The 12,357-nt window shown below is 36.9% G+C and carries 12 protein-coding genes; 3 read left to right on the plus strand and 9 right to left on the minus strand.

Annotation, left to right across the window (positions count from 1 at the left end; genetic code table 11):
- Window positions 1-135: 135 nt before the first annotated feature.
- Together FFF34_014930 and FFF34_014935 are read right to left on the minus strand one after the other, a co-directional pair.
- Window positions 136-1,263, minus strand: a complete 1,128-nt coding sequence (locus tag FFF34_014930) for an FRG domain-containing protein (protein ID TSD63860.1) — start codon at window positions 1,261-1,263, stop codon at window positions 136-138.
- Window positions 1,263-1,853: a hypothetical protein gene (locus tag FFF34_014935; GenBank protein ID TSD63861.1), complete on the minus strand. Its 591-nt coding sequence runs from the start codon at window positions 1,851-1,853 to the stop codon at window positions 1,263-1,265. The genes FFF34_014930 and FFF34_014935 overlap by 1 nt, the downstream gene beginning before the upstream one ends.
- Before the next feature lie 345 nt (window positions 1,854-2,198).
- Here FFF34_014935 and FFF34_014940 point away from each other — a divergent pair, with 345 nt between their 5' ends.
- Both FFF34_014940 and FFF34_014945 read left to right on the plus strand, forming a co-directional pair.
- Window positions 2,199-3,239: a hypothetical protein gene (locus tag FFF34_014940; protein ID TSD63862.1), complete on the plus strand. Its 1,041-nt coding sequence runs from the start codon at window positions 2,199-2,201 to the stop codon at window positions 3,237-3,239.
- Window positions 3,239-4,363, plus strand: coding sequence for a DUF262 domain-containing protein (locus tag FFF34_014945; protein TSD63863.1), 1,125 nt, complete (start codon window positions 3,239-3,241; stop codon window positions 4,361-4,363). Before FFF34_014940 ends, FFF34_014945 begins: the two co-directional genes overlap by 1 nt.
- A gap of 99 nt (window positions 4,364-4,462) precedes the next feature.
- Here the strand turns inward: FFF34_014945 and FFF34_014950 are convergent, their stop codons facing one another.
- From FFF34_014950 to FFF34_014960, 3 genes are all read right to left on the minus strand, one after another.
- Window positions 4,463-5,437: an XcyI family restriction endonuclease gene (locus FFF34_014950; GenBank protein TSD63864.1), complete on the minus strand. Its 975-nt coding sequence runs from the start codon at window positions 5,435-5,437 to the stop codon at window positions 4,463-4,465.
- Between the two features lie 3 nt (window positions 5,438-5,440).
- The gene (locus tag FFF34_014955) at window positions 5,441-6,877 is read right to left on the minus strand and encodes a hypothetical protein (GenBank protein TSD63865.1); all 1,437 of its coding nucleotides are present in this window, start codon (window positions 6,875-6,877) and stop codon (window positions 5,441-5,443) included.
- 488 nt (window positions 6,878-7,365) lie between these two features.
- The gene (locus tag FFF34_014960) at window positions 7,366-8,835 is read right to left on the minus strand and encodes a HEPN domain-containing protein (protein ID TSD63866.1); all 1,470 of its coding nucleotides are present in this window, start codon (window positions 8,833-8,835) and stop codon (window positions 7,366-7,368) included.
- A 139-nt stretch (window positions 8,836-8,974) separates the two neighbouring features.
- Here FFF34_014960 and FFF34_014965 point away from each other — a divergent pair, with 139 nt between their 5' ends.
- Entirely contained in the window at window positions 8,975-9,370 is a 396-nt protein-coding gene (locus FFF34_014965; protein ID TSD63867.1) for a helix-turn-helix transcriptional regulator, read from the plus strand.
- A 205-nt stretch (window positions 9,371-9,575) separates the two neighbouring features.
- Here FFF34_014965 and FFF34_014970 read toward each other — a convergent pair whose 3' ends face one another.
- From FFF34_014970 to FFF34_014985, 4 genes are all read right to left on the minus strand, one after another.
- Window positions 9,576-10,007 (minus strand): hypothetical protein, encoded by a 432-nt coding sequence (locus tag FFF34_014970; protein ID TSD63868.1) that lies wholly within the window; start codon window positions 10,005-10,007, stop codon window positions 9,576-9,578.
- Window positions 9,992-10,531: a DUF4065 domain-containing protein gene (locus tag FFF34_014975; protein TSD63869.1), complete on the minus strand. Its 540-nt coding sequence runs from the start codon at window positions 10,529-10,531 to the stop codon at window positions 9,992-9,994. The genes FFF34_014970 and FFF34_014975 overlap by 16 nt, the downstream gene beginning before the upstream one ends.
- Before the next feature lie 223 nt (window positions 10,532-10,754).
- On the minus strand, window positions 10,755-11,960 hold the full coding sequence (locus tag FFF34_014980; protein TSD63870.1) for a relaxase/mobilization nuclease: 1,206 nt from the start codon (window positions 11,958-11,960) through the stop codon (window positions 10,755-10,757).
- A complete protein-coding gene (locus FFF34_014985; protein ID TSD63871.1) occupies window positions 11,957-12,292 on the minus strand; it encodes a MobC family plasmid mobilization relaxosome protein in 336 nt (111 codons plus the stop codon). Before FFF34_014985 ends, FFF34_014980 begins: the two co-directional genes overlap by 4 nt.
- Window positions 12,293-12,357 lie beyond the last annotated feature (65 nt).

Genomic DNA, 12,357 nt, shown 5'->3' on the forward strand with positions numbered 1-12,357 from the left:
TGAATGACATTCAAATATAATAAATTGTTAAGGAAAAGCCATCTATTAAATAATAAACTGGTTATTTACCTGAGCACAAACATTGCTTAATGAACTATATCAATGTCTACAGTATAGGCGTTTGAGATGACAATTTTAAGACCGTGTTTTCTTATCTAAATGATAAATACGTTTAAGCGCTCTTTCAACTTCTCCTTTATTACGTTTGTTTTCCTTCATGTTCAAGAAAAAATCAAGCACTAAATCAGTTTCTCTACTAGGAAACAGATGATTGGCGTAATTGTCGTCAAATAAATTTAGTATTCGAATATCAATTCTTATTCCGCAAATCAAGTAACTTGCAAGCTGGTTTTTAGCCATTCCCCACCCACAATGACCAAACCAAGCTTTTTGTCGATCTGGCCGTGTGTTCGTCAAATGTTTCGGTTTAATGGCATCATAAGAGAATACAGTATCTAATGGACATCTGAAAAAGAAAATAGTCGATTTTCCAAAATCTATAATTGAAGTAGGATTTGTAATCCCAAGATCATCTATTGGCAAAGTATGGGATGCGAACCATGCTGCTACTTTTAAATTGTCTGTAAGATCAAGTCCTACACTTGGAAGTCCATAATGCTGAGCAAAACCCAATGCTATTGGCGTAAAGTGTGCTGAGTTTTTGATTTTATATTCGTCAATTTTATATTCTTTATACTGACTCTCGTTTAATAAAGACTTTAAATCGACACCAATATCATTTAGTAACATTGCTGTTTGGCTATGCCATAACGCATACATAAAGTACTCGTCAAATTTAGCGCGAAGGAAACTCGGATGGAACGACGGTTCTTTAGGGGTGTTTTCCCCAAACAAAAACATATTTTCATCCTCCTCCCTATGTAACGAATAAACTGTGGTCTGTCCTCGTAATAATACTTGGTAACCAGGCTCATCGTGTTTTAACTTGGTATATAAAGCATCTATTTGAGCAAATTCATTTGCTTCAAAAATGGGAATTTTTCTAAATGGAACTCGGACATAATCCACAACTTTAAATCGATCGTATGTTTTATAATATGGTAGTTTATTGCTGCTGCCATATACGGCTGAATTTTGTGCAGTGATTACTCGGCCATATTGTTCATCGAGCCAAAGCGCCCTATCATCAAATTTCGCAACAGGGTCAATTGTACCCGAAGCACTCCGTTCGTTCATTATAGGATAGATGTTGTAAAATGCCGGATATTCGATCCTTGGGTCATCATAGGTAATCTTTTCCATTAAATATGCAATTTTATATTTAAGCTTTGGCCAACGTATGTTAATATGAACGACGAGAAAGCGGTAGAGGCTTTTGAATTAATAAATAAGTTTTCGGGATGACTTTGTCCACTTTCCGACATAAGCCCGGCCGTTAGATTGTTAAAAATATCGAATTGTGCCGTCAGTTCTGTATGTAACTGAGAAAACGCGCTAATAGTTATATCTACAAATAACTCCGGTGCAATTATTTGAAATTGATAATTTTCAGCATTTAGCTTAATCGTTATTTTTCTTTTGGCCTGCTCTAAATATTCGATATAAATATTAAAAAGAGTACCATCAATGTCTGAAAGATAAATGTCGCGAAGTTGAGATTCTATGATGATGCCTTGAGCAAGCTTGTACAATAATTCAGCATAACGAGAACCTACCAATTGCTTGTAAAGCCTTTCATTATCACAAGGTAGCCAAATTGCGCTAATTGACTCTGGCGTTTTATTTAAGATAGCGACCATTTGACTACTATTATTAATAAAATCACTAGTAGTGATTCTACTATTGAAGTGCCTTGAAAAGGCTTTCAACATTTCAATATCATCAATAATCATAATGAAAAAGGTTATAACCAAAGTACGTGAGACTTTAACCGATTTGCAAATATCTATTTTGCTAAATTATTATATACTAATCCCTGAAAAAGTTATCCCCTTCATCTCAGTATGGGCGGATATATGCTCGACATACTCGCTTGATGACGTAAGTTGCAATTATCAATTTAAACATTAGATTTGATTGTTAAACTTAAGCCATTACTTTTTGTCTATGAAAATTTATAAAGTTATCCAAACACCCGGCCTCTCTATAAAAAATGGACGAAAACCTATACCATTAAGATTGAAATACTTTTCCGAAAGTCTTGGAATAGATACTTCCTGTAATTTAGCTACCGCGATATGAAAAAGGTCGCGTATTTATTAGGAGCAGGAGCCAGTCAGGCTGTTGTGTCTCATATCAATCCGGATAATGGACTGATGACTACCGATATTCGTAACGTTATTCAAAAACAATATTCGAGCGCGCCTTTCGATACCAATATTTGGAATGAAATTCTTACAGAAGAATATGATTTAGAGCAGATAATATCGGTGATGGAATATCAGTATCAATATGCATCATCTACTACTCTAAGACGTTATTATAGAGATGCGATTGTTAAACTTTCTAAGAAAATATCTGCAAATCCTCCAAAATCTAACCTTTATTCTATTCTAATTGATATGCATTTAAATCTGCAAAACAGTTTAGATGAGGAGTTACTTTGCATAATCAGCTTGAACTACGAAGATATTTTAGAAAAGACGATAGATAAACATTTTAAAATACAGGTAGATTATGGAATTAATAAGCTGCCAACAGCAAATGGAATTCAAATATTTAAATTACATGGCTCTTTCAATTGGGAAAACGTTCGACCTATAAAGGTAGCAACTAATATGACTAGCTTGCGGTCGGAGAATACGCTTTGGATTCCTCCCGGTGTTGATAAAAGGAAGGAGAATTACCCTTTTAATCTTTTATGGGGAAAGGCAAACGAAGCCATTATGAACTGTGATGTTATCCGGGTAGTGGGTTGCTCTTTAAGCAGAAACGATTGGGGACTAATTCCAATGTTGTATACAATTCAAAAATTTCATAGTACCGGTCACAAGTTTGCGATCGAAATTATCGACTTCCCTGAGATCGCTGAAAAAATCAAAACGAATTACAAATACCTCGATATAACTTCGATAGATGATATACCTGAATTTTTTGACTTTTACAAAAAGCAATTTCCGTCAGCTTCAGATGATGCCATAAAAACGGAAATCGTAAATTCGCTAAATAATCCTTTACAAAGCTGGTTAGAGGCAAAGATAGAATATCTTATAAAAAGATCTAAGGACATCAACACCCCTAAAAAACTGGTTTACGATTTTTATTATAAAACCGCCTAATGAAGAAGAATAATTTAACTTGGACTGTAAGGGATCTGCAAGAAAAAATAGATCAAATAGAGTTTCCTGAATATCAGCGGGAGCCTTCTGTCTGGAACTTAGATCGTAAACAAAAGTTGATAGATTCTATGCTCAGAGGGTTTGATATATCCAATATCTATCTAAATAAGCGAAACGATGCAGTCTACGAATGTATCGATGGTAGACAACGGATTAACGCCATTCTATCTTTCTTAGGGCTAAATGACGATAAAGAGTCCAATGAACGCAGTGCAAATCGAATGGATAACAACTTCAAGTTTGTAAGTTCGGACGAATTGCTGGGTACGCAAGGTTTACAAGCTTGGAATAACAAACGATTTGAAGATTTTAAAGGCGACGATGAGCTTGCTGATCCTATACTCAATTATCAATTTAACGTTGTAGAAATCTCTTTAGATGACGAAGATAAGGATGAATTGCTAAACCTCATGTTTTTGCGCCTACAACTCGGCGCGCATCTTAATGCAGGAGAAAAGTTGAAAGCTATGCGCGGTGACATGCGCGATTTGATTTTCGGAGAGTTAGGACCTTACGCTTACTTCAGCGAAATTTTACAAATCCCGAATCGCCGATTTGCCATGGAATTAACAGCCTCGCAAATCGCTTTAAATTTTTATTCAAAAGCAAAAAATGATGAATTTCATAGGGCTAGATTCGCTGATTTACAAGATTTTTTTAAAGAGCGTTCCAAATTTACAGATCCTGACCTGGTCTTAGCTATAAAGCTAAAAGAACGTCTTAACGAAATCTATCAATATCTGAATAATCAAAATGTTGAGTTAAGAAACAGAGCAATGGGAATTTCTGTTTTCTTTTTCATGAATGAACTAATCGAATCAAATATGGCAGGTCAAATAATTGAATTCATAAATTTCTTAAAATTGTTTATGGAAACACTAAAAGAGCAAGTCAAAAAAGGTATTGATATAGATCCAAATTATCGAGATCTGCTACGTTTCCAAAATTACATTTCCCAGGCAGCCGTTGAAAAGTATGCGATAGAGAACCGACACAAATTTTTGGAGGATTATTATGAGTACTATCTTTTAAATAACGAAATCAAGACCACTGGAAGCAATTGATTGGTTATTGAGTAGGTGAGAGTTTTGAATTAATGGTGGATGTTTCCTTCATTCAACCTTAAATTGCGGAGCCCCAGTCATTTTCATTATACTTTAAGACTATATTAATCTTAAAGTATAATGAAATAACTCTTGGAAAAAGTCATCTCTAATGTCCGGCTCTTCCAATATTTTAATTATATCATAGAATTTTTCAACTAGTCGGTCGTTTTGAATTCTCTTTTGAAGCTCTGTAGTATAAACCGCAGAAAGAAAAAAATTCTTACACTTGTTACTTTCCTGCAGTGAGTGCTGAAAAGATTTTGTCGCTGCGCCGTATCGTTCAAGAGCGCCAGCAGGATCTATACCACCCTTAATTTCTACTACCGCCAAAAGTTCTTCACCCTTTTCAGTCTCTATAGAAAAAGAGATATCGGGTTCAGAAGAAAATCGCATTATTACGCCGCCGGCGAGTCTGGAAATTTTTGGCAAAGTGTCAGCTAACATAATGTCATCCGACACTGGATCTATAATCAATGATTTTTCTTTTAACCATTCGTAAACCAAAGATCTGACCCTTTCCTCTGCGATAGTACCCACCTTATTCCTCATTACTCCGTCAAGCGTTATCCCTAAGGTTGCAATAATTGTTCTTTTACCATTTTCCAAAGTCCAGTCTGTGGCGCCTTTGATAATCGAACATATAAAGGTGTTGTATACGCGCGCCATTTTTAAAGCTTTCTCCGGAGCAATTACCGCACGATTTTTGCCGGTTTCTAAGCTTTCTATTGACCCAATATATTCTTTAGCTGCTTTTATCGATAAACCTGTTAAGCCTCTATAGTAAAGGCTTGTAATCGGCTTTTCCTTTAATGTGTCGGGGTGACAGAAAACCAGTTTGGGATCATACATTTTTTCTAAAGTCACATATTCCCATGTTTCTTTATCAATCATCAAATTTGAAAATGGCTCCCAGGTCAACGAAATTTCCAAGTCTTTTAAAATGTCAAAGGCCTTTAAATCTGTCCTTTTTTGTAGAGACGTAACAATGAGCAAAGACTTTACTTTCCTCAAATTATCTGAATAGCTATCCATTAATTAATTTTTGTTCCAAACATACACACATTTTCTTATTTCATTTCGTCCGTGAATTCCCATCTGTTGACTACTATTTCCCTTCCCTCTTTCTAGTAACCAAATTACCTCAGTAGTTAAACCGGCTTCCCTAGCAAAATCCGATAAAATCAAATCAACAGGAATTTCACTTCCATTATACTGAACATTATCATTTACCATGATAACTTTACCACCCTTTTTCAGGGTACGGGATAATTCATTTATAACGAAATTCATTTCAAAAAAATAATTGCTTATCATCACTGGAATATTAGTGTTGTTAAGTGAATCTCTACTTGAATTTAAATTTGCTAGAATTTCATTTAATGCTGGATGGGTCCTATGAATTTCAGCAATTCTTTCAAATTCCTTGAGTTTGTTTTTACTCTTATATATTAACTCTAATTCGGAGAACTTACTTTTATTTTCAACGGTTGCTGAAAGTAAAGTTTGTCTTAGGTCTTTAATAGTCTCATTATCAACTCCAGTGAAAGCTAATTCCAATGCGTACGTCCGGGTATAATCGTAACGATTACAGTATGGGGGAGACGTTATAACGAGGTTTACAGAATTGGAGTTAATATCCTGCAATTTATTAAGACAACTTCCAGCAATCAACTGAAACTTATTCTTGTTTTTAAGTTTAGGTTGGTAATCAATATCATCTTTAATTTGTTCTAACTTTTCGAAAAGTTTTTCTCTAAAACCAAAAATAGTTCCCTTTGAAAATTTCGATTTAAGTATTCTTGACGATCGAAAATCCCACCTTAAATATTGGCCATCCTTCCGAGTAAATGAAACATCTTCTAATATCGAAATTGCTACCAAAGACAATAAAGATTTAAGATCATCACTAAGGGATTGATCAAATAAAAATCTTCGAAAATTGGCAATACTCACTTCTGTTTCATCCGAGAATGCACCTTTTGTAATTGTCAAATGCTTGAAAAAAAAACTGCGATCTACCGAGCTGTCGGAAAAATTAACGTTTGTCAACAGTCCAATCAGAGATTCAATATCTGCCTTATTAAGTTTTTTACTTGCTATTCGAGCATTAATTGCCAGTATCGCGTGAGGCAATAATTCAATTCCAATCGCGTCAAATCCTGCATCATTACTTGTTGTTAATGTTGTTCCGATACCTGAAAAAGGGTCTAAAACCACTTGCTTTTCGTTTGGCCTTCCAAATAGGCTCAATACATGCTTTACGAAATTGGTGGAAAATCCTTCTTTATATTTGAACCATCTATAGAAAGGCTCTGCCTTATTAGCTTGAAACGATATCAGCGATCTATTCAGAGTCGTATTCACTTGTAACTTCCCTTTGTAAGCGTGGGTTAACTCATCACATTTACTCAACGATTTTTGATGTATGATTTTAAGATCGGCCTCTAAAATATCTTCTGTTGAATATAACATTATAATCTATTTTTATTATCGTTCTAATTTGAACAAAATTAACCAAAATCCTTCCCAATTTTGTATCGAGTTACTAACAGAATTAGCTAAGCAACTATTTAATCAAAGGCAAGATAGGATAATAATTTCCTTATACGATATCTGCATATCCTCGTTTATTGTGGTTTTAATTACTTAACCCGATTAATTAACATACTTAGCTATTACTGCGCTTAAACAACCGGCAGCAGCAAGCAGGAAAACTGTCAAGGGCGGTGCTGCCTGTAAAAGAAATTAATCTGCACCGTTTATATACCCTTTACGGTTTTCTTGCGATGCTAATTTTGTGATTGCGGTGTAATTTTTATAGGATTGGCATTTGAGAGATATCGTATCCTGTTGTAAGTAACAGCGAACATCAGGTTGCCGTGCGGCAAGGAGGCTGTCGGTGTAATGAAGCCCGGAGCGATAGGGCGTGGTGTATGAAACCGTCTGCCTCCTTGACTGGCTTATTCTTTAATGTTTTTAATTACCTCATTGTAAATTTGTTCAGACGTCTTATAAATCAAACACACTTTATCGGATAACTCTTTAACCAATTTTTGATCGGGGGTAAAATCATCCTTGTACCGTGCAGCTGAATAAGCAGTTTGTAACAGTTCAAAAAGTTGCCCATCTTCAGTCGAGCCGAGATCAAAAACTTCTCTAAGGTCATCCGTAAAAATTAAACTTATACGAAGCATTCTCGCCAGGTTGTGAATAGCGATCCGATAATCAAGATTTACACGAATAATAGCACTTAATGCACTTTCAACTGCCTGATGCATCAGAAAGACCGAAAGACCATAATTTCCCTCATCAATACTGTTTAACGCAGCATCCAGAAAGTTCTTTCCCTGACTACCCCACCGCGCCCAGTTTGCTTCAGCCCTAACTCTAATGACCTCGTTGCCGATATGACGTAAAGCCGGTATCACCAATTCTGCTGAACGATAAGCAATATTAATCCTGCTTAATGCATTAATAAAAAATCGGTTTCCTTCATTTATCGTCCGCAAAAAAGCGTCAGACTTATGCACAATGGCGCAAACATTTATCAAATATTTGCAATTCGTTTCGATCTTATTTACGATCTCATGCTCGGGTGTCTTATCGCCTTCATCGATGATAATGAGCAGGTAAAAAGTAGCAGGAGAAGGATGCGTGCCTAAATAAACAATCAGTTGAACGGACGCAATTTGCGCACAAATGATTTTGACCAGTTCGCTTAAACCATGCTTTTCTGCACTAGTTAGGAGGTTATTAAAAGTGCAGTCCTGTTTGATTAAGGCGATGCCCGCCTTAGTTCCCTGAGAAATTTCCGGCAAGTCTTCTGCTTTATCCGCCTTATTTTTTAGTGTTGGCGTAATTTCCCTCTGCCTGATGATCCATACAGCCTCATAAAGCCTTTGCATGTTCTCATAGAAATAAATAATGTCGCTTACATCTAATGATTCGTCTACGGCATCTTTTGACAAACCTGTTTCCAGCCACTCATATAAAAATTCACGGTACTCCTCGATAGAATACGCCCTAAAGAAATTACTGATGGCGAGATACGGATTAAAGCATTCTAGTGAGGATAAGTATATAGGATAATGGAGCCATGCCCTTTCTTCCTCCTGCAATTGCTCATGAAAGTTGATATGAATAGCGTTAGCAAGGCTTACAGCTTTTTTCGTCTGGCTTAAGATATAAACAGCCTCCAAGAGTCGGGCGTTTAGCTGGTGTGTGTATAATAAGCTGGCCGGACTGTCATTGTGATTTTTAAAATACCCTTCTTCAATGACGTACTTACGCCATTCCACTAATCTTTCCAAGTGCCCCGGCAGCCAATCAGCGGAAAAGAAGTCACTGATAACGGTTAAAGGGTCATTGACCTCTTCCTCGTTAAGATATCTTGGATAAAAGGTTTGTCTGCAGAATTGCCTTGGTCTCATCACTATTTAATTTTAACCGGCCTGTATTAACCGGCAAAACAAAATAATAGCAAAACATCACCGTACCGAACCATGGCAATTTGTATTTTACAATAAAGCCGTTGTTTTGTACATTTACAATTATTGATACATTTACGCCATGGCAGAGACTTTACACATTGGAAGAAAGATTAGCAAAATCCGTGAATTACGCGGAATGAAGCAAGAAGCTTTAGCAGCAGAACTTGGTATAAGTCAACAAGCTATTTCCAAGATTGAACAAAGCGCCGATGTGGAAGATGTTGCTCTAAATAAAATTGCAACTGCATTGGGAATTACTAGTGAAGCTATAAGGAACTTTACCGAGGAATCCATTTTTAATTACTTTAACACCTTCAATGATAACAGTGGTGCAGGTGCTTGGAGCACAAATAGCACTTTCAACTTCAACCCTATAGACAAATTAGTAGAGGTATTTGAAGAAAATAAAAAGCTTTACGAACAGCTATTAGCGAGTGAACGAGAGAAAATTGAGATATTAAAGTATATAAAATAATCCGAAGCCCCTTAAGGGGCTTTGTTGTTTATGGTTCAGACTAGTATTGTTCAAGTATTAGAAATGCTTTGGCATTTCTAAGTTTCTACATTTTTAGAAATGTTCATTTCTAGAAATGTAGAAATCAAGTTTTCTATATCTCCGCATAAGAAGCTAAAGCAGGTGATTGCATTTGCTGGAAACAGAACCAGGCATGACCATTAAGCTACAGATTGAATTTTCGTTTAATTATGGGAGCTATATTAGTTGAAGCGCTTAAACGCTGTAATATTTCTGTGTGTTGTGTATCTGAAATCTCTCCTTTTATTCTTTCTGGCTCATTAGTTAGTATCGTTCTTAACCAATCAACATTAACCGGAGTGATATTTGTGCAATTCATGTGACTATCATATTCCAAAAAATCAAAGTCTGCACAAGGAATTATTACATGATTGTTTCTTGGAGAAGGGTTGGTATTAATGGACACGCAAGCCATCGCTGTATTATCTACCGACGTTGTTATTAATACCATCATCTTATCGTATCCCAAATTAAATTCAGGAATGTTAATAATAACGATCGATTTTGGACTTAATGCCCTGCCAGCATAGTCTGTTCTAAACTCTTGTGGAAATAAATCTCCTAAGCAGGTAGCCATGAAGATAAATTGGCGGTTTCATAATGTTCTTTTATGAAACCTAACATATTTTGATCCGCGCCCTCCTGTATAGCAATACTCTCAATATTCATGTATTGCAGACCACTATCAAAAGCCTCGTGGTAAGCATTATCGTGCGACTTTTCCATTAAAGATTGGAAATCTAATGCAATATTCTCTTCTATGGCATGACTAAGGCATTCTACATCGCTTTCTGATAGATAATCTAAATCGGGAGATGTTAAAGGGTGTATTTTTTTATTGCTTACTAATTGAAATGATTCGCCATATATTAGATTATTTTCTAATATATCATAACTATTTGATGGAACAGGACCATATTTCAAAGCGGCAAATCTATCGTCTGTAATTAGTCTTCCATAAAGCGAAAGATGCCTTTTTTCAGCAAAATATAAAATTTTCAGTGTGGCGTACTTGTCCGCTACACCATTGTTTGCTATTTTATTAGCAATAAATAGCAACGCATTAAGTGACTTTAAAACATCAAACTTATAGGTTATCATACGTGCAAAGTTACTAACAATTTTAGTAAAAGGAGAATTTTAAGGGGCCGCAAAGGTAACATTTTACACAATACTAACAAATTGTTGTTAATAAACAAGCACTTAGCATGCAAATTGTTTTAAACATGTTAACATAGTCTGCTTAAAATCACAATGGCTTGTTGAAGTTAATCATATTGTCCTCCTTAAAAAAGACAGTCTGAATCTATCCTATAATCGTTTGCTAACACAGTCTTTGACCCTTTCTTTTCTTCAGCTTGCGTTTGAATTCATTTAATGCACCTTGATCCATATCACCAGCATGGAGATCAGTGCCGAGCAAACTCCCGATAAGATCGCTATCAGGTAAAGCCTGATAATCCACCTGCTGCCTACCTGATTGTTTGCTTTGTATATCTGTTCCGCGCTGTCCACTATCCTTTGTATCTGAAAAGCCAGATTGGTTGCGGCGCTGTTCATCATTTCCAGCCTTCTGCTGGTACTTTCTATTTTCGTTTCCGATCTTATCCTGTAATTTTCCAGCGCCCTGCTGTACATCCTTTCTATTTCCGGCAGTAACTTTTGAATCTGCGTCAGTTCCGGCTGCTGCTCCTCTTGTGGCTGATTGCCCGGCTCTTGTTGACTGCTGCTCTCTTGTCCTAACATTTGCCTGGTGTATTGCTGTGCGATCTCTTTCTTGTTCATAACTGATAATATTTTTAATGGCCAACCATTTATAGGCATTACCTAAATGGGCACCTTTGAACTGCATACCCTGATACCCATAAGATATGCCGCTTACAAAGCTGGTACTGGCCTGGTTAAACAATACGTTAATACCCTGCGCTTCTAACTGCTGAATGAACTGTTCGGCATCCGGCTTCTGATTTAGCACGTTTTTAATAACAACCTGTAGCTTCATTTTAACGGATGGTTCATCGGTCCGCTTCATCATTTCAAGTTCGTTCTTGGTCATTGCCCTTTCCTGCGCCTGACGGCTGGAAATAACCTCCGTTAACCCATGTTGCTTTTCCAGCTTTCTCAGCACCTGTTCGCTTCGTTGGTAGTCTTTGCTATCGGTTACCACATTGCCATCGTAGCCGATGCGGTTGACGAGTATATGCAGGTGCGGATGGTCCGCATCAAAGTGCCGGAAGATGGCGTACTGATGCTGGTCAAATCCCATGTTGTTCAAATATTCATTTGCAATAATGTTCATTTGTTCATCGCCCAGGTTCTCGCTTGGCGGAAAGTTTAGCGAGGTATGGTAAAAATATTTTTGCAGGTTTGGTCTTAACATTCTGACCAAAGCCACTTCCTGCATGATAGAATCCTCTTTGCCCGATGTAAAAGTCATATCTAGAATTTTAGCAACGCCCTTATCGACCTTTTGCAGGTTGTATCTCAGTGCGCCCCTGAATCCTTTTCCTTTTACCTGATCCGCTGTCATTTTAATAAGCAGTTAAGTATGTCCTTTTGCGTGTTCATCAATGCCGTCAGGATCGTTAGGTAAGCCGGTGAAAGTTTACCTCCATGAACCTGCCTAACCGCCTGGTTCAGGTTTACGCCGATCCTGTGCAACTCACGGTAAAGCGACGCATTAACGGGTGACAGTTTGATGGCAGGGAACCTGCCGGTAAAAGCTTTCTGCCTGATCCAATTAGCCGGTGTCATTGCTGATGCCTCGGCATAGTTGCAAACAATGTCGTTCTCTTCTTTTGTCAGCCGGATATTGACCTGTATGATCCTTTTATCCTCTTCCTGTAAAGCCGGTCTTCCCATGATCTTTGATTTTAAACGAAGTGCAAAATCATGCTTACCTCCGAAGGAGCAAGCCGTTTAAGCGT

The organism is Inquilinus sp. KBS0705 (assembly GCA_005938025.2).
In the GTDB taxonomy this organism is placed as follows: Bacteria; Bacteroidota; Bacteroidia; order Sphingobacteriales; family Sphingobacteriaceae; genus Mucilaginibacter.

What these genes read in the sequence shown, in the direction of transcription:
- FFF34_014980 (TSD63870.1), bottom strand. Translation starts at nt 11,960, where the DNA reads ATGACAGCGGATCAGGTAAAAGGAAAAGGATTCAGGGGCGCACTGAGA.
- FFF34_014935 (TSD63861.1), bottom strand. Translation starts at nt 1,853, where the DNA reads ATGATTATTGATGATATTGAAATGTTGAAAGCCTTTTCAAGGCACTTC.
- FFF34_014940 (TSD63862.1), top strand. Translation starts at nt 2,199, where the DNA reads ATGAAAAAGGTCGCGTATTTATTAGGAGCAGGAGCCAGTCAGGCTGTT.
- FFF34_014975 (TSD63869.1), bottom strand. Translation starts at nt 10,531, where the DNA reads ATGATAACCTATAAGTTTGATGTTTTAAAGTCACTTAATGCGTTGCTA.
- FFF34_014965 (TSD63867.1), top strand. Translation starts at nt 8,975, where the DNA reads ATGGCAGAGACTTTACACATTGGAAGAAAGATTAGCAAAATCCGTGAA.
- FFF34_014950 (TSD63864.1), bottom strand. Translation starts at nt 5,437, where the DNA reads ATGGATAGCTATTCAGATAATTTGAGGAAAGTAAAGTCTTTGCTCATT.
- FFF34_014955 (TSD63865.1), bottom strand. Translation starts at nt 6,877, where the DNA reads ATGTTATATTCAACAGAAGATATTTTAGAGGCCGATCTTAAAATCATA.
- FFF34_014970 (TSD63868.1), bottom strand. Translation starts at nt 10,007, where the DNA reads ATGGCTACCTGCTTAGGAGATTTATTTCCACAAGAGTTTAGAACAGAC.
- FFF34_014930 (TSD63860.1), bottom strand. Translation starts at nt 1,263, where the DNA reads ATGGAAAAGATTACCTATGATGACCCAAGGATCGAATATCCGGCATTT.
- FFF34_014945 (TSD63863.1), top strand. Translation starts at nt 3,239, where the DNA reads ATGAAGAAGAATAATTTAACTTGGACTGTAAGGGATCTGCAAGAAAAA.
- FFF34_014960 (TSD63866.1), bottom strand. Translation starts at nt 8,835, where the DNA reads ATGAGACCAAGGCAATTCTGCAGACAAACCTTTTATCCAAGATATCTT.
- FFF34_014985 (TSD63871.1), bottom strand. Translation starts at nt 12,292, where the DNA reads ATGGGAAGACCGGCTTTACAGGAAGAGGATAAAAGGATCATACAGGTC.